Below are 26,880 nucleotides of genomic sequence, written 5' to 3' on the forward strand. Positions count from 1 at the left end.
GGCGTTTCCCGGGCGTGCCGGGAACTCCTGGAGCCCGTGGGTAGTCGGATGCTATGCAGACAAAACCGGCGCGCCCCGGGGGAAGGCAGGAGCACGTGGAACGCACAGCGCGGCAGACCGTCGCACCAGGAACCGCTACGGGCGCGGGCGCCGGCGCCGGTGCCGGCCCCGGTTCCGGCATGTTCGTGTTCAGCGCGGCGGACGAGGAGCGCAGGCGCGGCGTCCGCCGGATGAAGACCACCGCGACCGGGCTGCTGCTCCTCGTCGCCCTGGTCTACGTCCTCGCCAAGGCGGCCCAGCAGGCATGGGGCGCCGGCGCCTGGGCCGGCTACGTCGCGGCCGCGGCCGAGGCGGGCATGGTGGGCGCGCTCGCGGACTGGTTCGCGGTCACCGCGCTGTTCCGGCGGCCCCTCGGCCTGCCCATCCCGCACACCGCGATCATCCCGACCAAGAAGGACCAGCTCGGCGTCACCCTGGGCGAGTTCGTAGGCGAGAACTTCCTCTCCTCCGAGGTCGTACGGGCCCGCCTGCACGCCCTGGGCATCGGCGGCCGGCTCGGCGCCTGGCTGAGCGAGCCCGAGCACGCCGACCGGGTCACCGCCGAGCTGGCGACCGCGCTGCGCGGCGCCCTGACCGTACTGCGCGACTCCGACGTGCAGGCGGTGGTCGGCGAGGCCATCACCCGGCGGGCCGAGACGGCCGAGATCGCCCCCGGCGTCGGCAAGACCCTGGAGCGGATCGTCGCCGACGGCGGGCACCGCAGGGTGGTGGACCTGATCTGCGCGAAGGCCGCCGACTGGCTGGTCACGCACGGGGACTCGGTGATGGACGCCGTCCAGGGCGGCGCCCCCGGCTGGACGCCGCGCTTCGTGGACCGCAAGGTCGGCGACCGGGTGTACCGGGAGCTGCTGCGGTTCGTGACGGAGATGCGGGACATGCCGGAGCACCCGGCGCGGGGCGCGGTGGACCGCTTCCTGGCGGACTTCGCGGCGGACCTCCAGTCCGACACCGACACCCGGGTGCGGGTGGAGCGGCTGAAGTCGGAGATCCTGGCGCGGGGCGAGGTCCAGGACGTCATCGCCTCCGCCTGGGCGGCGATCCGTACGATGATCATCTCCACGGCGGAGGACGAGCGCAGCGAGCTCCGGCTCCGCGTCCGCTCCTCGCTGCTCTCCCTGGGGGCCCGGCTGGCCTCGGACGGGCGCCTCCAGGCCAAGGTGGAGGGCTGGACCGAGGGGGCGGTGGTGTACGTGGTCACCACCTACCGGGCGGAGATCACCTCGCTGATCACCGAGACGGTGGCGAGCTGGGACGCCGAGCACACCTCCCGCAAGATCGAGGCCCACATCGGCCGCGACCTGCAGTTCATCCGCATCAACGGCACGGTGGTCGGCGCCCTGGCGGGCCTGCTGATCTACACCGTCTCCCGAGCCCTGGGCGCCTGACGCGCCCCCGTCGCGCGCCCCTGCTCAGCCGCCGGGGCAGAAGCCGCCGCCGTGGAGGGAGGCGCCGGCCTGGCCGCTGTCGTAGGAGGCGAGGCTGGACCAGCCGCACACCTGGACGGCGGCCAGGTTGCCGGAGATCCGCAGGTAGTGCTTGCCGTGCAGGTCCATGCCCTTGCGGTCCTTGCCGCCCACGATGTTGACGTCGATCCAGGCCCTGTCGCCCGGGGAATGGACCACGCCGAGGCGGAAGGAGGTGAAGGCGCCCTTGTTGCCGCTGCAGTGCGCCCGGCCGTTCCCGCTGGTGTCCGTCAGGAGGCAGTAGTCGGAGACGAACGCCGTCTATCGGTCGGCGACGGCCCAGGACGCCGCCGCCACCGCGCCGGCCACGCCGAGCACCGCCGGCCAGGCGCCGACCTTCTTGGCCAGCGGGTGCGAGCCCGCGAACGCGGCGACGTACAGCGTGCCCAGCGCGGCCGCGGCCGGCGTGCCCGCGCGCCGGTGCCACTCCCGGCCGGCAGCGACCCCGGCCGCCCCGAGCACCAACCCGCCCAGTGGCCGCTTCTTCGTCCAGCGGGCCACGGCGTAACCGCCGACCAGCCCGGCCGCGGCCACTGCCGACGTCGGTACCTGCGTCATCATCGTGATCGTCATCCTCCGAGGCTAACGCGGCCGCCGGACGACCCGGCGGGCACCCAGCAGGCCCAGCACCAGCACCGCCCCGCCGACCGCCGCGTCGGGGACGGCGTCCTGCACCCCGGCCGGCAGCACCGCCAGGAACCCCAGTACGAGGAGGAACGCGAGCGCCCACGCGCCCAGCACTCCGAACAGTCTCTCCACGCCCCCATCAACGGCCGCGGCCCCGCACCCGACACGGGTGGATTTGTCGCACACTCGCCGGATACGTCGAACCCACCGTTCCGGAACCATCGCGCCGTAAATTCGCTCTTCCCCCTCAACGGAACCAAACGGACCAGGAGCGGCGAAGCGTGATCTGCTACGGACCCACCGTCCTCGACCTCTCCGACGAACTGGTCGACACCTACGCCGAGGTGTTCTCCGCCCCGCCGTGGAACGAGGACGAAGAAACCATTCGCCAGTTCGCCGCCCGGCTGGCCGCCGACACCCGCCGCACCGGGTTCCGCGCCGCCCTCGCCCAGTCGCAGGCCGGCATCGACGGCTTCGCCACCGCCTGGCTGACCAGGGCCCCCTTCCCCACCGGCCGCGGATACGACCGGGTCGCCGCCCAGCTCGGCCCCGAGCGCGTGGAGTCCCTGCTGGTCGGCGCCCTGGAGGTAGACGAACTCGCCGTACGCCCCCACGCCCGCGGCCACGGCACCGGCCGCGCCCTTCTCGCCGAGATCACCGCCGACGCCCCGGACCGGCGCGCCTGGCTGCTCACCTCCCGCGCGGCGGCGGACACCGTGGCCACCTACCGCCGCCTCGGCTGGCACGAGGTCGAACCCCTCCCCGGCACCCAGAACGCCCTGGTGGTGTTCCTGTCCCCGCACCACCCAAACCACTCGAACCGCTGAATCGAACGGGTTCCACCGCGGGCATACCGACCACATGACACGAACCGTCCCCGCGCCGGACCGCCAGCTCCGACTCGCCACCCGCCACCAACTCCTGCGTACGGGCCTCGCCCCGAGCACCCTGACCCGCCGCAGCCGCCCCGGCGGCCCCTGGCAGCGCCTCCTGCCGCACGTCTACCTGCTCCAGACCGGCCCGCCCAGCGCCCGTCAACGCGCCCTGTCCGCGGTGCTGTACGCCGCCCAGCCCCCGGCAGACCCGCTCACCGGCGCGACCGCGGCCCTCACCGGCGGAGCGGCCCTGGCGCTGCTCGGCGTCCGAGGCGCTCCGGCCACCCCGGCGCACGTCCTGATCCGCGCCCCACGCAGGCTCCACCGCGCCCCGGGCGTCCACCCGCTGCCCACCCGCCGCTGGCCGCCGACCGTCATGGTCTCGGGCGTCCCCGCCGCCCGCCCGCTCCGGGCCGCGGCCGACTTCGTCGCCCACGCCGACTCCGCGGATCTGGTCCGCTCGGTCCTGGCCAACGTGGTCCAGTCGGGCTGGTGCAACCCCTCCGACCTCCACGCCGAGCTCCGGGCGGCGCGGCTGCTGCGCCGTCCCGCCGCCGGCGCGGCAGCCGCCGAACTCCTCGCCGGCACCCGCTCATTGGCCGAGGGGCGCGCCCGTGAAGCCCTCTTCGCCGCGGGCCTGCCCACGCCCCTCTGGAACGCCCGCCTCCACACCCCGACCGGCGCGTTCCTGGCCTCGCCCGACGCCTACTGGCCCGACCAGGGGGTGGCCCTGGAAGTCGACTCCGTCGAATACCACTTCACCCGCGACGCCTGGCAGGCCACCCTCAACCGCCGCCTCCGCCTCGAAGCCCACGGCATCCTCGTGGTCAGCACCACCCCGGCCATCCTCCGGACCACGCCCGCGACCGTCACGGCCGCCGTCACCGCCCTCCTGGCCCTGGGCGCGACAAGACCCACCCCACCCACCGCGGTAGCCCGTGGCCACCAACAACTCCTGCTGCCTTTCGAGCCGTGTTGAACGGGGGGCGGTCGAGGGCCTCCGTGTGAGGGGTCGGGTCGGGTCGTTCGCCTCGTGCGGGGCTAGGACGTGCCGTGGCATTCGGCGTAGGGCTTGCCCGAGGTGCACCAGCAGGGGGAGGTGGGCGTGGGGGGCCAGGAGGTGGCCTTGCCGCGGGCCGCGAGGGTCGTGGCGTACTCGGCCAGGAGGGAGGGGGAGGCGGGCGAGGTCTTCTCGGAGGCGGCGAAGGCCTCGTAGGAGGGCACGCTGCCGGTGACGATGCCCAGGTTGTGGGTGCCGGAGGCGGCGAGGGCGCGGAGCGAGGACTCCACGGCCGTGAGGTGGGCCGTGTGGGAGGGGTACTCCGTGGCGAGGGTGGGGTAGGCGGTGAGGAGCTCGGTGAGCTCCTCGACGGGCCAGTGGAGGAGGGCGACCGGGAAGGGCCGGGAGAGGGCGGCGCGGCGGTCGCCGAGTTCGGCGCGGAGCCGGGCGATCTCCGCGCGGAGTTCGGCGGGGTCGTCGGAGCCGAGGGCCCAGATGCGCTTGGGGTCGTGGAGCTCGTCCAGCGGGACCGGGCCGGTGTGGCGGGTGTCGGCGACCATGTCCCAGTCGTCGTGCGGGAGCCCGAGGAGCCGGCGTACGCGGTGCCGGCCGGTCAGCAGGGCGGTGGTGGCCGGGGTGAGGGGCTCCGGCTCCTTGATGAGGAGGGTCGCGGCTTCCGTGAAGCACTCCTCCGACGCGGTCAACTCGTCGTGGGCCTCCAGCGCTTCGGAGATCACCTCCCAGGGGGCGGGGTCCACGGGTGCGGCCGCGCGGATGCCGGAGATCAGGGCCCGGGCCTCGGCCTCGTGGCCGTACTCCCACAGGTTGGCGGCCTGGAGGGCCTTGATCAGGTGGGGGTTGGCGGGGGAGGACGACAGGAGCTGGTCGTAGAGGGTGCTCGCCCGCTCGCGTGCGTCGGCCAGTTCGAGATGGGCCGCGGCCTGGAGGAGCAGCGGCTCCTGGTCCTCGGGGTAGCGGGTCGCCGTGCGGATCAGACGCTCGGCTTCGGCGATGTGCTCGGCAGGCGTGTCGGGGCGCATGGTCCACACGTTACTGCCGCTGGTCACTTGGTGGGGGAGGTCCTAGGGTGCCCGCCGTGAGGGAACGCATACCGGTGGTGGTTCAGTCGCGGCGCCGACGGGGGCTGGCGCGGGTGTTGTGGGCCGGGGCCGAGCTGGCCGTCACGGTCGGGGCGGTGGTGCTGTTGCTGGTGGTGCACCAGGTGTGGTGGACCAACCGGCAGGCCGTCGCCGGCGCGCGGGAGCAGGTGGGGCGGTTGGAGGAGGCGTGGGCGGCGGCCGCGCCCGGGGTCGGCCGGGGCGGTGTGCCGGAGGCCGGGCCGGGGGATGCCGGGGAGACGCCGCCGGCCGGGGCGGGGGACGGGGCCGGGGCACCTGCCACCGGTTCGGTGGAGTCGCCGCGACCCGTGCCGTCGGCCGGCGGCGGCGGTGGCGGTGGTGGTGGTGGGCGCGGGGCGGCGTACGCGGTGCTGCGCATACCGCGGTTGGGGGTGGTGGTGCCGGTCGCGCAGGGGGTGGGGAAGAAGGGCGTACTGGACAAGGGGTACGCCGGGCACTACCCGGGGACGGCGGCGCCGGGGGCGGTGGGCAACTTCGCGCTCGCCGGGCACCGGAACACGCACGGTGAGCCGTTCCGCCGCATCGACCGGCTGCGGGCGGGGGACGAGCTGGTCGTCGACGTACGGGGGAAGCGGTACGTGTACGAGGTCGGGAAGACGCTGCCGCAGACCACTCCGCGGGACACCGGGGTGATCGCGGAGGTGCCGCGCAGCGCGGTGCGGCCGGAGTACGGGTACAGCGAGCCGGGTGCGTACATCACGCTGACCACGTGCACGCCCGAGTACAGCTCCGCGTACCGGCTGGTGGTGTGGGGCGTGTTGAAGAAGTAGCGGGATCGGTCCGGTGGGTGGGAACTCCGGCGTGGTGGGGTCCGTTGTCGGGGTGAGAGCGTTCACGTCACTGAAGAAGCTGAAGGGGAGGGGGGACGACATGGTCGGGCGTTTGCGTGCGGGTGCGCGTGGGGTGCCGGCGTGGCTCGGTGCGACGGTCGGTCCCGTTCTTCTCGTGCTCTTCGTCTTCCTGCTCGGGTCGGCGGTGGCCGGCTCCGCAGCGCTCGGTGAGGGCGGGCTCGCCTCCGCCGTGGCCCTGGCGGCCACCGCCCTGCTGGGGTGTTCGGCGCTGCTGGCGCGCAGCGCCCCTCCCGTGCCGCCGAACCGAATACGCACCGCGATACGTGACCGCGAGCGGCGTACGGCCTTCCTGCCGCAGCGCGACCCCGACGCCTCGGGCCGGGCCCGCCCCAGGGCGCCCGGTCGGCCGTCCCTGACGGCCGCGTAGGGGTTCGCTCCGCTCCACCAGCTCCTCGTTCGTCTCTGCGCGCCCCTCGTGGCTCGTCACACCAGAAGTCGTCAGTCGTCTTTCGGTGTCGCCGCCGCACGCGTCCCTCCGGGTTCCGACGTGCGCCGGCAGGACGAGACCCCCGGAGGGTTCACGTGTCCGTTCTCGCTGTCCTCGCTGTGTTCGTTTCCCGGCTCGCCGATGCGGTGGAGCCCCTCTTCGCGGCTTCGGCGACCGCCGCCGCCGTCGTGTTGTTCACCGTGCTGGTGCGGGTCGCCCTGCATCCGCTCACCCGGGCCGCCTTCCGCGGTGAGCGGGCCCGGGCGGCGCTCGCGCCCCGGCTCGCCGAGCTGAAGCGCCGCCACCCCGGCCCGCGGAACGCGGACCGGCTGCAGAAGGCCGTGCAGGAGATGTACGCGGAGGCCGGCACGTCGCCGCTGGCCGGGTGCCTGCCACTGCTGGTGCAACTGCCGGTGTTCTTCGTGATGTACCAGGTCTTCTCCGCGGACCGGATCGGCGGCGAGGACAACGGGCTGCTGACGCAGGGCCTGTTCGGTACGCCGCTCGGCTCCCGCTGGACCGAGGTCCTGGGGAACGGCGGGGTGTTCGGGCCGCACGGCCTGGTGTTCCTCGGGCTGTTCGCGGCGATCGCCGCGGTCGCCGGCTGGACCGTGCTGCGGGCGCGCCGGGCGATGGCGGCGGGCCAGGGGCCCGTGCCGCCCGCCGGGGACGAGCCCGGAGCGGCGGTGATGGGGCGGATGGTCAGGGTGATGCCGTTGATGGCGTTCGGGACGCTGGTCACGGCGGCCGTCGTACCGCTGGCCGCGGGTCTCTACCTGCTGACGACCACCGCGTGGACCGCTGCCGAGCGGGCCTGGTTGCAGCACCGGTGGGACGGGCGGTCCAGTCCGTGAACAGGGTCTTGCGGATTGAACGGACTTCTTGGAGGATCGACCAATCCTCCGATGGCCGCAACCCATCGTCCGGCCCGGGGCATGCCCATGGGCCGACCACCCTCGACCACGGGAGAATGCCCATGAAGCTGCTGCGTGTCGGTCCGGTGGGGGCCGAGCGCCCCGCACTGCTCGACCAGGACGGGATCCTGCGCGACCTGTCCGGCCTCGTCGCGGACGTGGACGGTGCGCTGCTCGCCGACGCGTCCGTGCTGTCCCGGGTGCGGGACGCGGCGGCCTCCGGGGAGCTCCCGGCCCTCGACGCCGAGGGCCTGCGCGTCGGCGCGCCCGTCGGCCGGATCGGGAAGATCGTGGGCATCGGCCTGAACTACAGCTGCCACGCGGCCGAGGTGGGCGCCCAGGCGCCGCCGGAGCCCATCGTGTTCATGAAGGCCGCGGACACCGTCGTCGGCCCGGACGACACCGTGCTGATCCCGCGCGGCAGTGTGAAGACCGACTGGGAGGCCGAGCTCGGCGCCGTCATCGGCGCCACCGCCCGCTACCTGTCCACCGCCGAGGAGGGCCTGGCCCACGTCGGCGGCTACGTCCTCGCCAACGACGTCACCGAGCGCGCCTTCCAGAACGAGCGCGGCGGCACCTGGGACAAGGGCAAGAACTGCGAGACCTTCACCCCGCTCGGCCCCTGGCTGGTCACCGCCGACGAGGTCGCCGACCCGCAGGCGCTCGACGTGCGGCTCTGGGTCAACGGCGAGGCCAAGCAGGACGGCAGCACCGCCGACCAGATCTTCCCGGTGGGCGAGGTCGTGCGGTACCTGAGCCACTTCATGACCCTGTACCCGGGTGACGTGATCGTCACCGGCACTCCGGCCGGCGTGGCAGCGGGCCAGCCGGAACCGAAGCCGTTCCTGCGGGCCGGCGACGTCGTCGAGGTGGAGATCAGCGGGCTCGGCCGGCAGCGGCAGGAGTTCAAGAGCGCCTAGCCGTACGTGGTGCCGCGGGCCCGGCCGGGTCGGGCCCGCCCCGGTCCGGCCCGGTCGCGTCAGTTCGCCGGGAGGGTGATCGTGACGCCCTCGGCGGAGGAGCGGCGGGCCGCCTCCAGCACGGCGAGCGTCCGCGCCGCCTCGTCGGCGGGGACCGGGGCCGGGCCACCCTCGCGCAGCGCCGCCGCCACCGCCGCGTAGTACGCCGGGTAGTCGCCCGGCTGCGTCCGCACCGGCCGGCCGCCGCCGGTCAGCGGGGACTCGCCGGAGCCCACCTGCCCCCAGCAGTGCTCCGGCTCCTCGCCCCACGGCAGGTCCCCCACGCCCGGCCGGCGACCCTCCCGCAGCGCGCCCTCCTGCGGGTCCAGGCCGTACTTCACGAAACCCGCCGAGCTGCCCAGCACCCGGAAGCGCGGGCCCAGCTGGGCGGCGGTCGCGCTCATGTACAGGTGGGAGCGGACCCCGTTCGCGTGGGTCAGCGCGATGAACGTGTCGTCGTCCGCCTGGGCGCCGGGGCGGCGTACGTCGGTCTCGGCGTACACCCGTACGGCCGGTCCGAACAGCACCAGGGCCTGGTCCACCACGTGGCTGCCGAGGTCGTACAGCAGGCCGCCGATCTCCTCCGGCGCGCCGGACTCCCGCCAGCCGCCCTTCAGCTGCGGCCGCCAGCGCTCGAAGCGGGACTCGAAGCGCTGGATCTCACCCAGTTCGCCGCCCTCGATCAGCCGGCGCAGGGTGAGGAAGTCGTTGTCCCAGCGGCGGTTCTGGAAGACCGACAGCAGCACCCCGCGGCGCTCGGCGAGCGTCGCCAGCTCCCGGGCCTCGGCCGCGGTGCCGGCCAGCGGCTTGTCCACGACCACCGGGACGCCGGCCGTCAGGGCTGCGGTGGCCAGCGGAACGTGCGTCTTGTTGGGGGAGGCGATCACGACGAGGTCCACGGCGGAGCCGGGTGTCCACAGGTCGGCGGGGGAGTCGGCGAACCGTACGCCGGGGAACTCGGCACGGGCCTGGGCCCGGCGTTCGGGACTCGCGGTGACGACCGTGTCGAGCACCAGGCCGGGGGTCGCGGCGACCAGCGGGGCGTGGAAGACGGAGCCGGCGAGGCCGTAGCCGACGAGGCCGACGCGGAGTGGGGGGAGGGGGCTCGTGCTCATGGCAGCCACTTTGGCAACAGTGTTGCCAAAGTGCAAGGACGGGGGAGAATGGCGAGGTGAACGCTGGGACGACTGACACGAGCGGTGACGGCAAGGCGGGGGTCAACCTGCCGGGGCTGCGCGACCACAACGCGGCCCTGGTCCTGGCGCTGCTCCGCGAGGCCGGGCCGGAAGGGCTGGGCCGCGGCGAGCTGGCCGCGCGTACGGGGCTCACCCCACAGGCGGTCAGCAAGATCACGGCGCGGCTGCGGGCGGAGGGCACGGTCGCCGAGGCGGGACGGGGTGCCTCCACGGGCGGCAAGCCGCGCACCCTGCTGCGGCTCGTGCCGCACTCCCGGCACGCGGTGGGAGTACACCTGGACCGGGACGAGCTCCGGGTGGTGCGGGTGGACCTCGCCGGGACGGTGGTCGCCGAGGCGCGCTCGCCGCTGGACTTCGGGGCGGGGCCGGGGGCGGCGCTGGAGGAGGTCGTACGGGCGGTCACCGGGCTGCCGGGCGGTGGCCCCGGCGGCCCCGGTGACCCCGGCGGGCACGGCCTGCTGGGCGTGGGCGTCGCGGCGCCCGGGCCGCTGGACCGCCGGGCCGGGGTGTTCGGCCGGGTCACCGGGTTCCCCGAGTGGGAGGGCTTCGCGTTGCGCGACGCGCTGGCGGCGCGGCTGGGGGTCCGGGTGGAGCTCGACAAGGACACCAACGCGGGGGTGGCGGCGGCCGGCTCCGCCCCCGGCAACGTCGCCTACCTGCACGTCGGTACGGGCCTGGGCGCCGGGCTCCGCCTGGACGGCCGGATCCACCGCGGCGGCCGCGACGGCGGCCCGGGCGCGGGGGAGTTCGGCCACCAGGTGCTCCTGCTGGACGGCCCGCGCTGCCGTTGCGGGGCGCGCGGTTGCGCGGAGGTGCTCTGCATGGACGCGGTGGCGCGGGGGGACACCGCGGGCGCGGCCCGCGTCCTCGGCGAGGCGGCGGCGAACCTCGTCGCCCTGCTGGACGTGGACCGGGTGCTGCTGGGCGGCAGGGTGGTGCGGGCCGCCCCGGAGGCGTACCTGGCGGGCGTGGCGGCGGTCCTGCGGTCGCGCGCGCTGGGGCCGCGGGCGCCGGGGGTCGCGTTGGCGCGGGGCGGTGTGGCGGAGGGTGCGGCGGAACTGGTCCTCGGCCCGCTCTTCGGCACGGGCTGACCCCCGGCGGGCCCCTTCCCCGGGGCGGAACGTGCCGGTGCGGCGGGTGCCCCGCCGAGCCTTGCGGGGCTCTGCCCCGGACCCCGCGCCTCAATCGCCGGCGGGGCTGGAGATGGCCCGGCGGGGGCCGGCTGTGCGGCGGGTGCTCCGCTGGGCCTTGCGGGGCTCCGTCCGGGCCCCGGGCCTCGATCGCCGGCGAGGCTGGTTTTGGCGGGGCGTGGTGTGGCTGCGGGCCCGGGTTCCGGGTGGGCGTTTCGAGCCCGAGCGGCGTTTGAGCGGGTTCGGGCGGAGCCGTGGTCGTGCGGCGGGGGCTCTGGTGGAGCTTGCGGGGCTCTGCCCGTACCCCGGGCCTCGATCGCCGGCGGGGCTGGAATGGCCCGGCGGGGCGGCTGTGTGGCGGGCTTCGGCGCCGGGGTTGCGTCGGCCGAATGAGGGGAAAGGGGCAGGTGCCGGGCGTGGTGGGGGTGGGGGGTCGCGCGCGCGTGGCAGGGTGCGGGACGAGGCGGCGTGATAGTCACCTGGTCCGACCATCCTTCCGGCGAGCGGAGAAGGCCCCATGCGATTGCGCGAAGCCCTGGCCCTCCCCGCCGTAATGCTGGGCGTAGCGGTCAGCCCCGCCACCGTCGGCTGGGCGGCTGGCCCGGCTTCCGCTTCCGCCCCCGCCGCCTTGGCGGCCGGCCACGCCCCGTCCGGCTGGGCGGCTGGCCCGGCTTCCGCTTCCGCCCGCTCCGCGGCCTCCGCGGCCGTGCCCGGCCTCGCCGCAGACTCGGGGGCCGGGCCTCCCGGCGCCGGCGGGGCGCAGGCCGGGGGAGCCGTCGGGGGGCCGGTGCCCGGGGTCGGGCCGCAGGTGGGGCCCGGGGTCGGGTCGCGGCCGGCGCCCGGCGTCGGGCCGCAGGCGGCGCCTGCGCTGCCCTCGCTGGCCAGGGCCGACTGCGGCGACGGCAAGAGCACCGCGTTCCCCATCGGCGCGCGGATCCGCGGTGGTCCCGCCGTCTACCGGACCGGCGGCGACCCGCAGACGTGGTACCTGGACCTGTCCAACACCACGGCCGCGCCCTGCACCGCCGTGCACCCCGTCGTCGTGTTCACCGACAAGACCCGCGCCCTGCGCCCCGAGCACTTCCGGATGGAGTTCCAGACCCCCTCCGGCGCCCAGCCCGTCTCCCTGGAGCGCACCGACCGCGACGAGATCATCGCCGTGTTCGACGGCGGCCGCGGCTTCCCCGGGTTCGCGGTCGCCCCCGGCGGCAGCATCACCGTCAAGGTCGCCCTCGCCTTCGCGGACGGCGCGCCCACCGGCGAAGTCGTCGCCGACGCCGCCATCGTCCACCGCAAGGGTGACGACGGCGACTGGGTCGGCGAGGCCGGCGGCTACCGGTTCGACGTCGAAGGGCCCGGCGACCCGGCGTGGCGGTACGGCGAGGCCGGCGCCCTCGCCGAGACGGGCGCGCGGCACCGGCCCGCGGCCCCCCTCGCCGCTGTCGCGCTCGCCGCGGGCCTGGTCGGTGGCGGGCTGGCGCTGCGTGCCCGGGCCCGGCGGCTCCCGCTGCGCTGATCACCCGTAGAGTCCGGGCGTGGAATCGATCGAGCCCAGGGCCAGTAGTTCCGGTAGTTCCTCCGCCAGTTCCGCCAGTTCCGCCAGTTCCGGTAGCTCCGGTAGTGGTTCCGGTTGTTCCGGTGGTTCCAGCGGTCCGGCCGGGGGTCACGGGCACCGGCCGGGGGCGCCCGTGCGTTCCGGGATCCCCGAGCACGGCCGGATCCCGAAGTACTACGCCGTCAAGGCGCGCCTCGCCGACCTCGTCGAGGACCTCGGCGAAGGCGGCCTGCTGCCCACGGAACGCGACCTCGCCGAGCGCTACCAGGTCTCCCGGGAGACCGTCCGCCAGGCCCTGCGCGAGCTGCTGCTCGAAGGCCGGCTGCGCCGGTCCGGCCGCGGCACCGTCGTCGCCGGCCCCAAGCTGGAGCAGCCGCTGTCCCTCGCCAGCTACACCGAGGGGGTGCGGCGCCAGGGCCGCCGTCCCGGCCGGAACCTGATCGGGCTGGAGACCTTCCCCTGCCCGCCCGCCCTCGCCCCCGGCATCGGCGCCGAACCGGGGGAGCCGGTCTGGCACATGGAGCGGGTGCTGCTCGCCGACGACGAGCGGGTCGGCCTGGAGAGCACGTACATCCGGGTGGCCCGGGTGCCGCGCCTGGACAGCGAATTCCAGCCGGACTCCTCCTTCTACGGCTATCTGCGCGACCGCCTCGGCATCGCCTTCGGGGACGCCGACGAGAAGCTGGAGACCGTCCTCGCCACGCCCCGCGAGGCCCTGCTGATCGGTACCCCGCCGGCCCTGCCCATGCTGCTCATCCACCGCTTCTCGCGGGACCGGGACGGGCGGCCGCTGGAGCGGGTCCGTTCGCTCTACCGCGGCGACCGGTTCAGCTTCACCACCCGCCTCACCTCCCAGTAGCCGCCGGGCGCGGACAGGGCCGAAAAGTCGTATGCCGGATGAAACGGGCGGAGGGTTATCACGGAACGGTAACGGGTCTAGGCCAAGCGTCGGGGGCTGTTCACCCCCCGGTCGCCGCGGCGACCTCCCCGGGTCATGGCCCGGCACCACCGTGACCGGCGTGAGAGTCATAGTCGTCGGAGGCGGCGTGGTCGGCACCATGCACGCCTGGCAAGCAGTCCAGCGCGGCCACCAGGTCGTCCAGATCGAGCGCGAGGCCGAGGCCCGCGGCGCGTCACTGCGCAATTTCGGCCAGATATGGGTCAGCGGGCGGGCCGGCGGAGAGGAGCTGGAGACCGCCCTGCGCGCCCGCGAACTGTGGGAGGGAATCGGCGCCGACGTCCCCGCCCTGGGCTTCCGCGCCAACGGTTCGCTCACCCCGGTCCGCGACGCCCGCGAGTACGCCGTCGCCGAAGCCGCGACCAAGCGCCCGGACGCCGCCGCCCGCGGCTACGAACTGGTCACCGCGGCCGAGGCCCGCGCGGCCAACCCCGCCCTGCGCGGCACCTTCGAGGCCGCCCTGTGGTGCGAACGCGACGCCGCCGTCGAGCCGCGCACCGCCCAACCCGCCCTCCGCCGGGCCCTGGAGGCCTCCGGCCGGTACACCTTCCTGCCCGGACGCGAGGTACGCGACCTGGCCGGCCCCGGCGCCGTACGCGACGACCACGGCGACGTCCACACCGGCGACGCCGTGGTACTCGCCACCGGCGCCTGGCTCTCCGGCCTGGTCCGCGAACTCGCCCCCGACCTGCCGGTCCGCCGGGTCCGCCTCCAGATGATGCAGACCGACCCGCTCGGGGAACCGCTGACCACCTCGGTCGCCGACGCCGACAGCTTCCGCTACTACCCCGCCTACCGCTCGGCCGCGCTCGACGCGCTCCAGGCCGCGCAGCCCCAGGCGGAGACCGCCGCCGCGCACAGGATGCAGCTGCTGATGGTCCAGCGCCTCGACGGCGGACTGACCATCGGCGACACCCACGAGTACGACCACCCCTTCGCCTTCGACACCGTCGAGGACCCCTACGACCACCTCACCGGCGTCGTCGAGTCCTTCCTGGGCCGCCCGCTGCCCAAGGTCCGCCGCCGCTGGGCCGGCGTGTACGCGCAGTGCTCCGACACCAGCCGCGTCGCGCACCGCCAGCAGGTCGGCGACGGCGTCTGGCTGGTGACCGGGCCCGGCGGCCGCGGCATGACCTGCTCTCCCGCCATCGCCGAGACCACCGCGAACGAACTGGGCTGGTGAAACTGATGAGCACCACGAGAAGCGGCACCCTGGTCGTCCTCGACATGGCCGGCACCACCGTCGCCGACGGCGGCCTGGTCGAGCGGGCCTTCGAGCGGGCCGCCGAACGGCTGGGCGTCGAGCCCGGCTCCCCCGACCACGCCGCGGGGCTCCAGTACGTCCGCGACACCATGGGCGAGTCGAAGATCTCCGTCTTCCGCCACCTGTTCGGTACCGAGGAGCTGGCCCAGCAGGCCAACGCCGCCTTCGAGGAGGCGTACGGCGCACTCGTCGACGGCGGCCTCGTCCACGAGATCCCCGCCGCCCGCGCGACCGTCGAGGCCCTCCGCGCCGCCGGCCACACCGTCGTCCTGACCACCGGCTTCGCCCGGGTCACCCAGGACGCCATCCTCGACGCGCTCGGCTGGCGCGACCTCGCCGGCCTCACCCTCTGCCCGGCCGACGCGGGCGGCCGCGGCCGCCCCTACCCCGACATGGTGCTGGCCGCGTTCCTGCGTACCGGCGCGGTGGACGACGTACGCCGGGTCGTCGTCGCCGGCGACACCGCGTACGACATGCTCAGCGGCGTACGGGCCGGCGCCGGCACCGTCGTCGGCGTCCTCACCGGGGCACACGACCGGGCGGCCCTGGAAGCGCACGGCGCCACCCACGTCCTGGGTTCGGTCGCCGGACTCCCGGGCCTGCTGGAGCGGTCGTCGTGAGCGGCATCCGCTTCGAGTCCGTCTCGGTCGCCTACCAGGGCACGACCGTGCTGGACCGGCTCGACCTCACCGTCGAGCCGGGCGAGGTCATGGCCCTCCTCGGCCCGTCCGGCTCCGGCAAGACCACCGCGCTGCGGGCGGTCGCCGGCTTCGTCACCCCCGCCTCCGGCCGGGTGCTGATCGGCGGACGGGACGTCACCCACCTCCCCCCGTACCGGCGGGGCATCGGCATGGTGGTCCAGCAGTACGCGCTCTTCCCGCACATGCGGGTCGCCGACAACGTCGCCTTCGGCCTCAAGGCCCAGAAGGTGCCCAAGGCCGAGATCCCCGGCCGCGTCACCGCCGCCCTGGACATGACCGGCATGGGCGCCTACGCCCGCCGCTACCCCCGCGAGCTGTCCGGCGGCCAGCAGCAGCGGGTGGCCATCGCCCGCGCCCTGGCGATCCGGCCGGGGGTGCTGCTCCTCGACGAGCCGCTCTCCGCGCTGGACGCCCAGCTGAGGTCCGGAATGCTGGCCGAACTCGCCCGGCTGCACCGCGAACTCCCCGAGGTCTCCATCCTCTACGTCACGCACGACCAGGTGGAGGCGCTCACCCTGGCGGACCGGATCGCCGTCATGGACCGCGCCCGGCTCCAGGACGTCGGCACTCCGCAGCAGCTCTACCGGTCGCCGCGCACGGAGTTCACCGCCTCGTTCGTCGGCAACGCCAACCTGCTGCCGGTGACGGTCGCGGAGTCCGGCGCGGTCTTCGCCGGGCGTGACCTGCGCCTGGACGACACCGGCCGCGCGGTCCCGGGCTCCGGCGCGACCCTGTGCATACGCCCGCACCTGCTCGCACTGGGCACCGGCCCCAACACGCTGACCGGCCGCGTCGCCGAGGTCCAGTGGCGCGGCTCCACGCACCGCCTGTACGTGGACGTCGACGGGCACCGGGTCAAGGCGGACCTGCCGGAACTGCGCGAGACCCCGGCCCTGGGCGCGGAGGTCAGCCTCCACTTCGAACCCGGGGACGCCGTCCTCCTCCCGGCCGGCGCCGCCCCCACCGCCCGCCGGGGGAGGGGGGCCGGCGATGCCTGAGCCCGCGCCCTCCACCCGCCACCCCGAGCCCCGGCCGCGGACCCGCCCCGCATCCCCCACCGACGCCCAGGGCCCGGCGGCCATCCCGGTCCGCGCACCCGCCCCGGCCCCGGCCCGCCTGCCGGAAACAGCACCGGCAACAGCACCGGAAACACCACCGGCACCGGCAACGGCAACGGCAACAGCACCGGCACCGCGGCGGCGGATACCGGGAGCCGTGTGGGCCCTGCCGCCCCTGGCCGTGCTCGGGCTGGTGTTCCTCTACCCGCTCGCCCTGGTCGTCCAGCAGTCCCTGACCCCGGACAGCGGCGGCGCCTTCTCCGCCTACGCCCAGGTCTTCGGCTCGACCGCGTTCCGCGAGGCGCTCGGCACCACCGTGTGGCTGGCGGCCGGGGCCACCGCCGGCTGCCTCGTCCTCGGTTTCACCCTCGCCCTGGTGATCGCCTTCGTCCCGTTCCCCGGCGCCAGGGCGGTCGCCCGCTTCGTCGACGTCTTCCTCTCCTTCCCCTCCTTCCTCATCACCCTCGCCCTCCTCTTCATCTACGGCAGCGTCGGCATGGCCAACGGCCTGTGGACCGACGTCACCGGCGCCGCCGAGGGCCCCTTCCGGTTCCTGACCACCCCCTGGGGCGTCCTCCTCGCGGAGATCACCTACTTCACGCCCTTCGTGATGCGCCCCCTGCTGGCGGCGTTCTCGCAGCTCGACACCGCGCAGCTGGAAGTCGCCGCAGGCCTCGGGGCCAGGCCGCTCAGGATCGTCCGCCGGGTGATCCTCCCCGAGGCGCTGCCCGCGCTCGCCGCCGGCGGCAGCCTCGTCCTCGTGATGTGCCTCAACGAGTTCGGCATCGTCCTGTTCACCGGCGCCAAGGGCGTCACCACCCTCCCGATGCTCGTCTACGGCAAGGCCATCCTCGAATCCGACTACCCGGCCGCCTGCGTGGTCGCCGTCGTCAACATCGCGATCTCCGTGGGCCTGTTCGGCCTCTACCGGGTGGTGAGCAAGCGTGCTGGTGCATAGCCGGACGGGCCGCTGGGCGGCCTGGGCCCTGTTCCTCGTCCTCTTCCTGCCGCTGTTCGCGCTGCCCCTGCTCGTGGTGATCGCCGCCTCCTTCGCCACCAACTGGTCCGGCGCCCTCCCCTCCGGCCCCACCACCGAGCACTACGCGTCCGCCGTCCGCGGCGAATCCCTCCAGGCACTCACCACCAGCCTGGTCACCGCCGTCACCGCGAGCCTGCTCGCCCTCGCCACCGGCACCTGGGCCGCGCTGGCCGCCGCGAACCTGCGCCGGCGCGGCAAGCGGACCCTGGACGCGCTGTTCATGCTGCCGGTCGCCGTGCCGTCCGTCGTCGTCGGCCTCGCCGTGCTCGTCGCGTTCAGCCGGCCGCCGCTGCTCCTCAACGGCACCAGCGGCATCGTCGTCCTCGCGCACACCGTTCTCGTCACGGCGTTCGCCTACCAGTCGGTGTCGGCCGCCATCGTGCGCCTCGACCCCGCGTACGAGCAGGCGGCGGCCAGTCTCGGCGCCCGCCCCGCGTACGTGCTGTGGCGGGTCCGGCTCCCCCTCCTGCTGCCCTCCCTCAACGCGGCCGCCGGGCTGTGCTTCGCCCTCTCCATGGGCGAGCTCAGCGCCACGATGATGCTCTACCCCCCGGACTGGATGCCCCTCCCGGTCCGCGTCTTCACCGCGACCGACCGCGGCTCGCTGTTCGGCGGCTCCGCCCTCGCCGTGGTCCTGATGGCCACCACCCTGCTCGTCCTGCTGGCCGTCTCCCGCATCCGCACCAGAGCCTCCTACCGCTGAACCCCCGCCCCGCCCCAGAAGGAAGCGCCATGTCCCGCAAGCTCCTGCGCACCGCCACCGCCCTCACCGCCGGCCTCGCCCTCGCCCCCGTCCTCGTCGCCTGCGGCGGCTCCACCACCGCCGACGCCAAGGGCGACGAGAAGGTCGTCACCGTCTACAGCGCCGACGGCCTCAAGGGCGAGAAGGGCGACGGCTGGTACGACAAGGTGTTCGCCGACTTCACCGCGAAGACCGGCATCGAGGTCGAGTACGTGGAGGGCGGCTCCGGCGAGATGGTGCAGCGCGCCGTCCGCGAGAAGACCAACACCCAGGCCGACGTCCTGATCACCCTGCCGCCGTTCATCCAGCAGGCCGACGGCAAGGGCCTCCTCCAGCCCTACCGCCCCCAGGGCTCCGACCGGGTCAACGGCGCCGACAAGGACTCCGGCGGCAAGTGGACCTCGGTCGTCAACAACTACTTCGGCTTCGTCTACAACAAGAAGGAGCTTCCCGAGGCGCCCAGGACGTGGGAGCAGCTCCTCGACCCGAAGTTCAAGGGCAAGCTCCAGTACTCCACCCCCGGCGTCGCGGGCGACGGCACCGCCGTGGTCATCAAGTCGATGCACGACTTCGGCGGCAAGGAGCCGGCGATGGAGTACCTGAAGAAGCTCCAGGCCAACAACGTCGGCCCGTCGTCCTCCACCAGCAAGCTCGCGCCGAAGACCGACAAGGGCGAGATCCTGGTCGCCAACGGCGACGTGCAGATGAACTTCGCCCAGTCCAAGTCCATGCCCAACCTGGGCATCTGGTTCCCCGCCAGGGACGGCGGCAAGCCCACCTCCTTCGCCCTGCCGTACGCGGCCGGCCTGGTCAAGGACGCCCCGCACACCGAGAACGGCAAGAAGCTCCTCGACCACCTGCTCAGCGAGGACGCCCAGAAGCTGGTCAGCGAGGTCGGCGGCGGCTTCCCGGCCCGCACCGACGTCAGGCCCACCGACGCCAACGCCGTGGAACTCATGAAGATCATGTCCGGGGTCGAGATCTTCGAGCCGGACTGGGCCGACATCGACAAGAACCTCACGGCATACGTCGACGCGTGGAAGTCCGCCACCGGAAGCTGACGCGTAACCCGGCGGCCACCCGCCCCGGACAGAGTGTCACTTGCATAACAGGTCTGGACCGAGGACCGCACACTCGGTCCGGACCCGCCTCAGGTGCATCCGTCCCCCGCCCCTCACTTGCTCCCAGGAGGAGTACGTGTCCCCTGCCCTGCCCGGCCGACGCACCGCCGCCGTCGCCGCCACGGCCGCCGTGATGATCGCCGCCACCCTGGCCGCCCACCCCGCGGGCGCCGGCGAACTCGCGAACACCGACAAGGTCCTCGTCATCGGTCTGGACGGCGTGGTCCTCGACCGCGTGAAGGCCGCCAACGCCCCGCACCTCAACGGCCTGATGGCCCAGGGCCTCACCGCCAGGAGCAATCTCTACGCCAACCCCATGGCCGCCACCTCCTCCGGCCCCGGCTGGTCCACCATCGCCACCGGCGTGTGGCCCGACAAGCACGGGGTGAAGGACAACTCCTTCACCGGCAAGAACTACACGGCCCACCCGGACTTCCTGACCCGCGTCGAGAACGCCGACCCCACGCTCAACACCTACGCGGCCGCCGACTGGGAGCCCATCACCTCCACCGACCAGAACGGCCCGATCTTCTCCGCCAAGGTCGACAAGCGGCTCTCCCTCAAGGGCGACCGCGACGGCTACCGCAACGAGGACCCGAAGGTCGCCTCCGCCGCCGCCACCGAGCTGCGCACCGGCAACCCGGACGCGTCCTTCGTCTACCTCGGCGAGGTCGACGCCGCCGGCCACTCCCACGGCGCCTCCAGCCAGCAGTACCTGGACGCCATCGCCCGCGTCGACGCCCTCGTCGGCCAGCTCCTGACCGCCGTCCAGCAGCGCCCGACGTACGCCCAGGAGAACTGGAAGATCCTGGTCACCACCGACCACGGCCACACCTCCTCCGGCGGCCACGGCGGCTCCTCCATCGCCGAACGCGGCACCTTCGTCATCGCCAAGGGCCCCGGGATCCCCGCCGGTTCGGTCCGCGAGGACGTCCGCCTCGTCGACGTCGCCGCCATCGCCCTCCAGCAGGTCGGCGTCTCCACCGCCGGTCTGGACGGCGTACCGCTGGACACCCCCGACAGCGACCCCTTCGACACCCTGCGCCCCGCCCTCCAGGCCCGGGTGGACGAGACCGGCATCCCGGCCGGCACCAAGGGCTTCACCCGGACCCCGCCCGCAGGCTGGTCGGTGGACAACTCGCGGATGGGCACCGGCGGTGTCACCGAGTGGGCCGGATGGACCTTCGCCACCGACGAGTTCTGGAGCCAGGCCCAGCGCGACCAGTGGCGCGAGCTGAACGTCCGCTCCCGCGACGTGTTCGCGGTCGCCGACTCCGACGAGTGGGACGACAAGACCCACACCGGCACCTTCGACTCCACCCTGGTCACCCCCAAGTGGGCGGTCACCGGCGGCACCACGAAGACGCTGCGCTACCAGACCCACTACCGCCACGAGACCGGCCAGACCGCACAGGTCCTGGTCTCGTACGACGGCGGCACGCCGGTCGTGGTCAGGAGCCACACCGCCGACGCCGTCGCCAAGTCCGAGGCCGTCACCCTCCAGGTCCCGGCCGGCGCCACCGACGTCCAGGTCCGCTTCCGCTACACCGGGAACAACAACTGGTACTGGGCCGTCGACAACGTGACCCTCGGCTGATCCCGCGCGGTCCCGTCCGGGCCGTGGACGCCCCCGGCGTCCACGGCCCGCTCCCGATAGGGTGGTGGTACAGACCACAGGGTCGAACCCAGAGGCATCCAGAGGCATCAGAGCGGAGAGAAGTCCGTGGCAGAGCGCAAGCCGATCGAATCCTGGCTCACCGACATGGACGGGGTCCTCATCCACGAGGGCACCCCGATCCCCGGCGCCGATGCCTTCATCAAGCGGCTGCGCGAATCCGGCAAGCCGTTCCTCGTCCTGACCAACAACTCCATCTACACCCCGCGGGACCTGCACGCCCGCCTCCGCCGCATGGGCCTGGACGTGCCCGTCGACAACATCTGGACCTCGGCCCTCGCCACCGCCAAGTTCCTGGACGACCAGCGCCCCGGCGGCACCGCGTACGTCATCGGCGAGGCCGGCCTGACCACCGCCCTGCACGACATCGGCTACGTCCTCACCGACCACGAGCCCGACTACGTGGTCCTCGGCGAGACCCGCACCTACTCCTTCGAGGCGATGACCAAGGCCGTCCGGCTGATCAACGCGGGCGCCCGGTTCATCTGCACCAACCCCGACGAGACCGGCCCGTCCACCGAGGGCCCGCTGCCCGCCACCGGGGCCGTCGCGGCCCTGATCACCAAGGCCACCGGCAAGAAGCCGTACTTCGCGGGCAAGCCGAACCCGCTGATGATGCGCACGGGCCTCAACGCCATCGGCGCGCACTCCGAGACCAGCGCCATGATCGGCGACCGGATGGACACCGACGTGCTGGCCGGCCTGGAGGCCGGCATGCAGACCTTCCTCGTCCTCACCGGCCTGACCACCGCCGCGGACACCGAGCGGTTCCCCTACCGCCCGACCAAGACCGTGGACTCCATCGCGGACCTGGTCGACCTGGTCTGACGGGCGCGGCGCCTGACCCGTACGGCGCCGCTCCGGGTGCGGGGCGGCGCGGTCCGGGTGAACCTCCTTGCACGAGGAGGTTCACGATGCGCACTGCCCTGATTGCTGTCCGTGTCACCCGGGCGGCCGCCGCCCTGACGGCCGTGTCGGCCCTTTCCGTGCTGTCGGCCCCGGCCGCCTCCGCCAAGGAGGAGCCCCGGGGGACGGTCTGGACGACCCCGTCCACCGCCGAACCCGGTGCGGAGGTCGAGCTGCGCGTCCACGGCTGCCACGGTGACCGGGGCGTCGCCAAGTCGCCCGTGTTCGTCTCGCCCGCCGGGCTGCACGGCAAGCACGGCCACGGCCTGACCGGTGAGGCGGTGATCAGCTCGCACGCCCGGCCCGGCTGGCACACCATCCACGTGAACTGCGACGGCCAGGAGGGCAAGGCCACCGGGTCCATCCGGATCGTCGACCACAAGGGTGAACACCACCGACCGGACCACCACCGCCCCGACCACCACCGTCCCGACCCGCACCACACACCCCGCTGGCCGGTCCACGCGGGCGGCGGCGGCATGGCCGACCGGCTGCCCACCGCGGCCGAGAAGAAGGAGCCCGAGCAGGACGGGCCCGGCCTCCCGCACACCCTGATCGGCGCGGTACTGGCCGGCGCGGCGACCCTGGCGGTGGCCGGCCGGGCGCTGAGGCTGCGGCGCCGCCGCAGCGGGGAGTGACGGACGGAACGGGGCGCGGCCGATGACGGACGAGCCGAAGACCGGCGCCGGCGGCAGGATGCTGACCGTCGCCGCGTGGACGGTGCTGGTGCTCGGGCTGTGGCTGTGGGGCAGGGAGATCACCGACGTGCCCGAAGGCGCCGCCCGGGCCGGCCGGCCCGGGGCGATGACCGCCGTGGGCCTGCCGGATTCGTACGACCCGCTGCCCGGTGCCGCCCGGCCGGTACGGGTCGAGATGCCGTCGCTGGGCATCCGGGCACCGGTGATCCCCCGCGGTCTGGACCGCCAGGGTGCGGTCGACCCGCCGCCCTACGACCAGCCGGGAACGGTCGGCTGGTGGGTGGACGGCACCCGGCCCGGCGCGGGGGGTCCGGGCTTGCTGGTCGGGCACGTGGACACCCGGTCGAAGCCCGCCGTCTTCTACGGCCTGAGCTCGGTGCAGCCGGGGGACGAGGTGCGGGTGGTGCGGGACGACGGCACGGTCGCCGAGTTCACCGTCGAGGCCGTCGAGGTCCACGAGCGGAAGTCCTTCGACCCGCACAAGGTGTACGGCCCCCGGGTGCCGGGGCGGGCCGAGCTGCGGCTGGTCACGTGCGGGGGGACGTACGACAAGGCGGCCAAGGCGTACACGGCGAACGTGGTGGTCTCCGCCTACCTGACGGGGGCGCGGAACCTCGGCGGCGGGAGCTAGCCGGACGACGAAGAAGCCCCTCGCTGCTGCGAGGGGCTTCTTCCGTCTGTGCGCCGCCAGGGACTCGAACCCCGGACCCGCTGATTAAGAGTCAGCTGCTCTAACCAACTGAGCTAGCGGCGCCTGCTGACAGAGAAAACTCTACCCCACCTGCGTGGGTGCTCGTGAACCAGCCACGCCCGGCTTGTCCGATTAACTCACCTTCGTGTGGGTTTCTGTGCACTATATCTCTTGGCCGCGTCCCATCTGACGCTGCGCCAGGTCCGATGTAGGGAGTGCGCTGAACCCCATGACGACGCAGATGCACATGCCGGCCTTCGAGGAATACGAGCCTGCGGCGGACTGCGGGTGCCCCGGCTGCGTGCGGCGGCGCCGCACCCTGGCCGGGGCGCGGGCCATAGCGCTGCGTGACGGCGGCCACCCGGCCGCGCACGGCGCCCGCCGGGCGCTGGTACTGATGACGGCCGCCGGGGTGGTCCTGGGCGGCACCTCGGAGGCGGCGGCCGCGGTCGTCCCGCCGCCGGGCGGGGCGGGCGCCGAGCGCGCCGACGGCGGCCCCGCGGGCGGCGACCCGGGCACCCCGCAGGGTGGCCGGGGGCCCCTGCACGGCCCCAAGGGCACGCCCGCCCGGCCGCGGGCCAAGCGGATCGACCGGGCGACGATCATCAACCGGGCGAAGCTGTGGCTGGACGCCGAGGTCCCCTACAGCATGACCTCGTACTGGACGGACGGCTACCGGCAGGACTGTTCGGGCTACGTCTCGATGGCCTGGGACCTCGGCACGAACGAGTGGACCGGCAGCCTCGACAAGTTCGCCACGAAGATCACCAAGGAGGAGCTGCTCCCGGGGGACATGCTGCTCTTCCACAACCCCGCGGACCCCAACAAGGGCTCGCACGTGGTGCTCTTCGGCGGCTGGGTGGACGAGACCCGCACGCACTACGTCGCCTACGAGCAGACGCGGCCGCACACCCGCCGCAAGGCCACGCCGTACGCCTACTGGAACAACTCGGCCAAGTACCTGCCGTACCGCTACAACGGCATCACCGGCGCCGTCGAGCCCACCACCCCGGAACCGGCCCGGCCGCCCGCCGAGCCCCCGGCCGCCGAGGCGCCCGCCCCCGCGAAGCCGGTCACCCCGCCGGTGGTCCCGGCCGGCCCCGCGACCCCGGCCCCGACCCCGGCGCCGACCCCGGCGCCGACAACGGCCCCGACGACGGCGCCGGCCCCGGGCCAGATCACGCCGATCACCAGCACCTTCCCCGGCTCCTCGATGTTCGGCCCCGGCAAGGACAACCAGTACGTCGCCCAGCTGGCCCGGATGCTGATCGAGCGGGGCGGGCAGCGGTTCTACCCGAACGGCCCGAAGACGAAGTGGACGGAGGCGGACCTCCGCGCCACCCAGGCCTTCCAGCGGGCCCAGGGCTGGCGCGGAGCCGACGCGGACGGCATCCCCGGCTCGAACACCTGGCGGCTGCTGGTCCTGGGCGAGGGCGAGGACATCCCGCCCGCCGCGTCCGGCGCGGCGGGCCCGCCCTCGCTCCGGCCGGTGCGGCTCGCCCCGCCGTACCCGGGCGCGGCCGTGTTCCGGCCGGGCAGCTCGCACCCGGCGATCGAAGCGATGGGCCGCCGGCTGGTGGCGAAGGGCTTCGGCAAGCACTACCGATCCGGCCCGGGCCCGCGCTGGTCCGAGGCCGACCGCCGCAGCGTCGAGGCCTTCCAGCGCGCCATGGGCTGGCGCGGCGCCTCGGCCGGCGGCTACCCCGGCCCGGAAACCTGGCGACGGCTGTTCGCATGACGGAGGCAACGATGTTCCCCACCCGCACGACGTCCACCACCGGCGTGATGTCCCCCCTGACCCCCGCCCCACAGCCCCCGACCGCCCCGAACCCGCCCGCGGTCGCGGCCGTGCCCGCGGTCGCGGCGGTGCCCGTGCCCGCGGCGGTGCCCGTGCCCGCGGCCGGGGCAGCGGCCGAGGCCGAAAGCCCGTCCGTGGTGGTGGAGGCCGCCTCCGGGCGCGGGGGCCGCTGGGTGAGCGGGGGTTGGCCCATGAGCGGAGGGCGGTCGGCGGCCGAGGTGCGGCCCGCCTTCGCGGGCCGGTTCGTGGCCGAGGCCGGGGCCGGGGCTGGGGCCGGGGCCGGGGCCGGGGGGCCGTCCGTGGCGGAGGGCGCCTCCGGGCACGGTGGCCGGTTCGCGGCCCAGGTCGAGGGGCGGTCCACTGCCGAGGCACTGCCCCTGACCGGTGAGCGGGCCGGGGAGGACGCAGGTCGCGCCCGGCCGGTCGGGGTCCCGGGGGAGCCGGGCCCGGGCCCGGTCGCCGCGTACGGAGCCGCGCCTGAGCCCCTCGCTCCTTCTCCGGGCCGCCCCGCTCCGGTCGGCCCGGAGTCCCCGGCGACCGCGTCGCACCGGCCCCGGCCGTTCGCGGCCGGGCCGCGCCCCGTCCGGCCCGAGGTGCGCGGGGCGGGCGGTGCGGCACCCGACGGCGCCCCGCTGCGGCTGTCGGTGCCCGTACGCATGGTCCCCGCGCCGGAGGCGCCCGTACCGCAGGAAGCCGAGGCCCGGCAGCTCGCACCCCACGACCCCGCCGACCCCGCCGGCCCCGACGGCCCCGCCGTGATGCCCGCCGGCTCCGCCGGCCCCGCCCTGATGCCCGCCGCGCGGGACGGTGGCACGGGGCAGGCGCAGGGGCGGATCCCCGGGCCGGGGGTCGAGGTGGTCGTCGCCGAGGCCGTCGCGCGCGGGCTGGCCGAGGGGGAGGCGCAGCCGGTGCCGGGCCCGGGGCCGGTCCGGAGTGCGACCGCCACCGAGATCCCCCAGCACCTGGTGTTCCCGGGGGAGCCGGCCGCGCTCGCGCCCCCGCCGGTCCGGCTTCCCGCCCCCTCGGTGCCCGCCGCGCCCCCCGCTCCCCCCGCGCCCCCCGCCGCGCCGCGGCACCGGCCCCGGTCGGGCGCGCTGCCCGGTGGGGCCGGGCGCCGGGTGCCGCCCGGCGACGCGGCGCTCCGCGAGCGGCGCGGGCCCGTACTGCCCGGCTGGGCCGCCGTGGCCCTGGGGACGCTCGCCCTGGCCGGCTGCGCCGCGGTGCTGTGGCGGGCCGGCGCGCTGCCCGCCCGCCTGGTCGAGGGGTTCGGCGCGACCCCGCGCCCCTACCGCGGGCTGAGCCCGCGGGCCTGGCCCCCGCTCGCCTTCCTCGGCGTCGTCGCGCTGCTGTCCCTCGGCGGCCTGGGCCGCGGCAAGACGGGCCACGCCTGGGTGCTGACCCTGTTCGGCCGCTACCGGGGTACGGTGCGCCGCACCGGCCTGCTGTGGATCAGCCCGCTCCTGCTGCGCCGCCGGGTCGACGTACGGCTGCGCCACTGGCGCAGCGAGCCGCTGCCCGCCGTCGACGCCGGCGGTCTGGCGCTCCAGGTCGTGGTCCAGGTCGTCTGGCAGGTGCGGGACACCGCGCGGGCCACCCTCGCGGTCGCCGACCACACCGAGTACCTCGCCGAGCAGGTCGAGGCGGCCATGGCCCGGGTGCTCTCCCAGCTCCCCGCCGACGCGTTCCACGAGGACGCACCGACCCTGCGCGACGCGGAGGCGGTGGGCGACGCGCTGACCCGGATGCTGGCGGCGGAGACCGAGGCCGTAGGGATCGAGGTGTTCTCCGCCCAGCCGACCCGGATCGAGTACGCCCCCGAGGTCGCCGCGGCCATGCAGCGCCGCCGGGTCGCCGCGATCGACGCCAAGCACCGCGACAGCGTGCTGACGTCCGTGGTGGACGCGGTCGACGACACCGTCAACCGGCTCACCTCCAGGGGCCTCGTCGAGCTGGACGACTACGAGCGCAAGGCCCTCGTCAAGGACCTGACCGTCGCCTTCTACACCGGTCGGCCCGAGTAGCCGGCCGGCCCC

Annotated in this window: 27 protein-coding genes and 1 tRNA gene; 22 read left to right on the forward strand and 6 right to left on the reverse strand. The window is 74.7% G+C overall.

The genetic code is table 11. From position 1 onward, the window contains the following. Positions 1–53 precede the first annotated feature (53 nt). On the forward strand, positions 54–1,445 hold the full coding sequence (locus ACFY61_RS05430) for a DUF445 domain-containing protein (protein WP_389467270.1): 1,392 nt from the start codon (positions 54–56) through the stop codon (positions 1,443–1,445). 24 nt (positions 1,446–1,469) lie between these two features. Here ACFY61_RS05430 and ACFY61_RS05435 read toward each other — a convergent pair whose 3' ends face one another. The 3 genes from ACFY61_RS05435 to ACFY61_RS05445 all read right to left on the reverse strand — a co-directional run bounded on the left by ACFY61_RS05435 (position 1,470) and on the right by ACFY61_RS05445 (position 2,282). Beyond that, positions 1,470–1,682 carry a hypothetical protein gene (locus ACFY61_RS05435; RefSeq protein ID WP_389467272.1) on the reverse strand — a complete coding sequence of 71 codons (213 nt, stop codon included), beginning with the start codon at positions 1,680–1,682 and terminating at the stop codon, positions 1,470–1,472. A 102-nt stretch (positions 1,683–1,784) separates the two neighbouring features. Beyond that, positions 1,785–2,081, reverse strand: coding sequence for a hypothetical protein (locus tag ACFY61_RS05440; RefSeq protein WP_389468147.1), 297 nt, complete (start codon positions 2,079–2,081; stop codon positions 1,785–1,787). A gap of 24 nt (positions 2,082–2,105) precedes the next feature. Beyond that, positions 2,106–2,282 (reverse strand): hypothetical protein, encoded by a 177-nt coding sequence (locus ACFY61_RS05445; RefSeq protein WP_389467274.1) that lies wholly within the window; start codon positions 2,280–2,282, stop codon positions 2,106–2,108. A 149-nt stretch (positions 2,283–2,431) separates the two neighbouring features. On the opposite strand from ACFY61_RS05445, the gene ACFY61_RS05450 reads away from it, so the two are divergent. Both ACFY61_RS05450 and ACFY61_RS05455 read left to right on the forward strand, forming a co-directional pair. Next, positions 2,432–2,977 (forward strand): GNAT family N-acetyltransferase, encoded by a 546-nt coding sequence (locus ACFY61_RS05450; protein ID WP_389467276.1) that lies wholly within the window; start codon positions 2,432–2,434, stop codon positions 2,975–2,977. A gap of 34 nt (positions 2,978–3,011) precedes the next feature. Next, entirely contained in the window at positions 3,012–4,004 is a 993-nt protein-coding gene (locus ACFY61_RS05455) for a hypothetical protein (RefSeq protein ID WP_389467278.1), read from the forward strand. A gap of 62 nt (positions 4,005–4,066) precedes the next feature. Here the strand turns inward: ACFY61_RS05455 and ACFY61_RS05460 are convergent, their stop codons facing one another. Next, entirely contained in the window at positions 4,067–5,065 is a 999-nt protein-coding gene (locus tag ACFY61_RS05460) for an SEC-C metal-binding domain-containing protein (RefSeq protein ID WP_389467280.1), read from the reverse strand. A 56-nt stretch (positions 5,066–5,121) separates the two neighbouring features. On the opposite strand from ACFY61_RS05460, the gene ACFY61_RS05465 reads away from it, so the two are divergent. From ACFY61_RS05465 to ACFY61_RS05480, 4 genes are all read left to right on the forward strand, one after another. After that, the gene (locus ACFY61_RS05465; protein ID WP_389467283.1) at positions 5,122–5,934 is read left to right on the forward strand and encodes a class E sortase; all 813 of its coding nucleotides are present in this window, start codon (positions 5,122–5,124) and stop codon (positions 5,932–5,934) included. Positions 5,935–6,034: 100 nt separating this feature from the next. Next, complete coding sequence (locus ACFY61_RS05470; RefSeq protein WP_389467285.1) at positions 6,035–6,382, forward strand: DUF6412 domain-containing protein; 348 nt, start codon at positions 6,035–6,037, stop codon at positions 6,380–6,382. Positions 6,383–6,537: 155 nt separating this feature from the next. Next, positions 6,538–7,296, forward strand: a complete 759-nt coding sequence (locus ACFY61_RS05475; protein ID WP_389467288.1) for a YidC/Oxa1 family membrane protein insertase — start codon at positions 6,538–6,540, stop codon at positions 7,294–7,296. 122 nt (positions 7,297–7,418) lie between these two features. Further along, a complete protein-coding gene (locus ACFY61_RS05480; RefSeq protein ID WP_389467290.1) occupies positions 7,419–8,276 on the forward strand; it encodes a fumarylacetoacetate hydrolase family protein in 858 nt (285 codons plus the stop codon). A gap of 59 nt (positions 8,277–8,335) precedes the next feature. On the opposite strand, the gene ACFY61_RS05485 is transcribed toward ACFY61_RS05480, so the two are convergent. Further along, entirely contained in the window at positions 8,336–9,430 is a 1,095-nt protein-coding gene (locus tag ACFY61_RS05485; protein ID WP_389467293.1) for a Gfo/Idh/MocA family oxidoreductase, read from the reverse strand. A 56-nt stretch (positions 9,431–9,486) separates the two neighbouring features. On the opposite strand from ACFY61_RS05485, the gene ACFY61_RS05490 reads away from it, so the two are divergent. The 13 genes from ACFY61_RS05490 (at position 9,487) to ACFY61_RS05550 (ending at position 22,989) form a co-directional block, all read left to right on the forward strand. Then, on the forward strand, positions 9,487–10,602 hold the full coding sequence (locus ACFY61_RS05490) for an ROK family protein (RefSeq protein WP_389467295.1): 1,116 nt from the start codon (positions 9,487–9,489) through the stop codon (positions 10,600–10,602). Positions 10,603–11,158: 556 nt separating this feature from the next. Beyond that, positions 11,159–12,157, forward strand: coding sequence for a hypothetical protein (locus ACFY61_RS05495; RefSeq protein WP_389467298.1), 999 nt, complete (start codon positions 11,159–11,161; stop codon positions 12,155–12,157). 172 nt (positions 12,158–12,329) lie between these two features. Beyond that, positions 12,330–13,055, forward strand: coding sequence for a GntR family transcriptional regulator (locus tag ACFY61_RS05500; RefSeq protein ID WP_389467300.1), 726 nt, complete (start codon positions 12,330–12,332; stop codon positions 13,053–13,055). A gap of 160 nt (positions 13,056–13,215) precedes the next feature. Next, positions 13,216–14,337 (forward strand): TIGR03364 family FAD-dependent oxidoreductase, encoded by a 1,122-nt coding sequence (locus tag ACFY61_RS05505; protein WP_389467303.1) that lies wholly within the window; start codon positions 13,216–13,218, stop codon positions 14,335–14,337. A 5-nt stretch (positions 14,338–14,342) separates the two neighbouring features. Beyond that, positions 14,343–15,038, forward strand: a complete 696-nt coding sequence (locus ACFY61_RS05510; protein ID WP_389467306.1) for a phosphonatase-like hydrolase — start codon at positions 14,343–14,345, stop codon at positions 15,036–15,038. Next, the gene (locus ACFY61_RS05515) at positions 15,035–16,117 is read left to right on the forward strand and encodes an ABC transporter ATP-binding protein (protein WP_389467308.1); all 1,083 of its coding nucleotides are present in this window, start codon (positions 15,035–15,037) and stop codon (positions 16,115–16,117) included. Before ACFY61_RS05510 ends, ACFY61_RS05515 begins: the two co-directional genes overlap by 4 nt. A gap of 82 nt (positions 16,118–16,199) precedes the next feature. Then, on the forward strand, positions 16,200–17,135 hold the full coding sequence (locus tag ACFY61_RS05520) for a 2-aminoethylphosphonate ABC transporter permease subunit (RefSeq protein ID WP_389468150.1): 936 nt from the start codon (positions 16,200–16,202) through the stop codon (positions 17,133–17,135). Then, the gene (locus ACFY61_RS05525; RefSeq protein ID WP_389467311.1) at positions 17,122–17,919 is read left to right on the forward strand and encodes an ABC transporter permease; all 798 of its coding nucleotides are present in this window, start codon (positions 17,122–17,124) and stop codon (positions 17,917–17,919) included. Before ACFY61_RS05520 ends, ACFY61_RS05525 begins: the two co-directional genes overlap by 14 nt. A gap of 29 nt (positions 17,920–17,948) precedes the next feature. Further along, complete coding sequence (locus ACFY61_RS05530; RefSeq protein ID WP_389467314.1) at positions 17,949–19,019, forward strand: 2-aminoethylphosphonate ABC transporter substrate-binding protein; 1,071 nt, start codon at positions 17,949–17,951, stop codon at positions 19,017–19,019. A 193-nt stretch (positions 19,020–19,212) separates the two neighbouring features. Continuing rightward, positions 19,213–20,676, forward strand: coding sequence for an alkaline phosphatase family protein (locus ACFY61_RS05535; RefSeq protein WP_389468152.1), 1,464 nt, complete (start codon positions 19,213–19,215; stop codon positions 20,674–20,676). A gap of 126 nt (positions 20,677–20,802) precedes the next feature. Beyond that, a complete protein-coding gene (locus tag ACFY61_RS05540; RefSeq protein WP_389467317.1) occupies positions 20,803–21,582 on the forward strand; it encodes an HAD-IIA family hydrolase in 780 nt (259 codons plus the stop codon). A gap of 86 nt (positions 21,583–21,668) precedes the next feature. Then, positions 21,669–22,298, forward strand: coding sequence for a hypothetical protein (locus ACFY61_RS05545; protein WP_389467319.1), 630 nt, complete (start codon positions 21,669–21,671; stop codon positions 22,296–22,298). Positions 22,299–22,320: 22 nt separating this feature from the next. Next, entirely contained in the window at positions 22,321–22,989 is a 669-nt protein-coding gene (locus ACFY61_RS05550) for a class F sortase (protein ID WP_389467321.1), read from the forward strand. Positions 22,990–23,038: 49 nt separating this feature from the next. On the opposite strand, the gene ACFY61_RS05555 is transcribed toward ACFY61_RS05550, so the two are convergent. Continuing rightward, positions 23,039–23,112 (reverse strand) — tRNA-Lys (locus ACFY61_RS05555). Positions 23,113–23,278: 166 nt separating this feature from the next. On the opposite strand from ACFY61_RS05555, the gene ACFY61_RS05560 reads away from it, so the two are divergent. Together ACFY61_RS05560 and ACFY61_RS05565 are read left to right on the forward strand one after the other, a co-directional pair. Then, on the forward strand, positions 23,279–24,787 hold the full coding sequence (locus ACFY61_RS05560; protein ID WP_389467324.1) for a peptidoglycan-binding protein: 1,509 nt from the start codon (positions 23,279–23,281) through the stop codon (positions 24,785–24,787). Continuing rightward, positions 24,784–26,868, forward strand: coding sequence for an SPFH domain-containing protein (locus ACFY61_RS05565; protein WP_389467326.1), 2,085 nt, complete (start codon positions 24,784–24,786; stop codon positions 26,866–26,868). Before ACFY61_RS05560 ends, ACFY61_RS05565 begins: the two co-directional genes overlap by 4 nt. Positions 26,869–26,880: the final 12 nt, after the last annotated feature.

The sequence above is a fragment of the Streptomyces sp. NPDC012888 genome (assembly GCF_042900645.1).
Classification (GTDB): Bacteria; Actinomycetota; Actinomycetes; order Streptomycetales; family Streptomycetaceae; genus Streptomyces.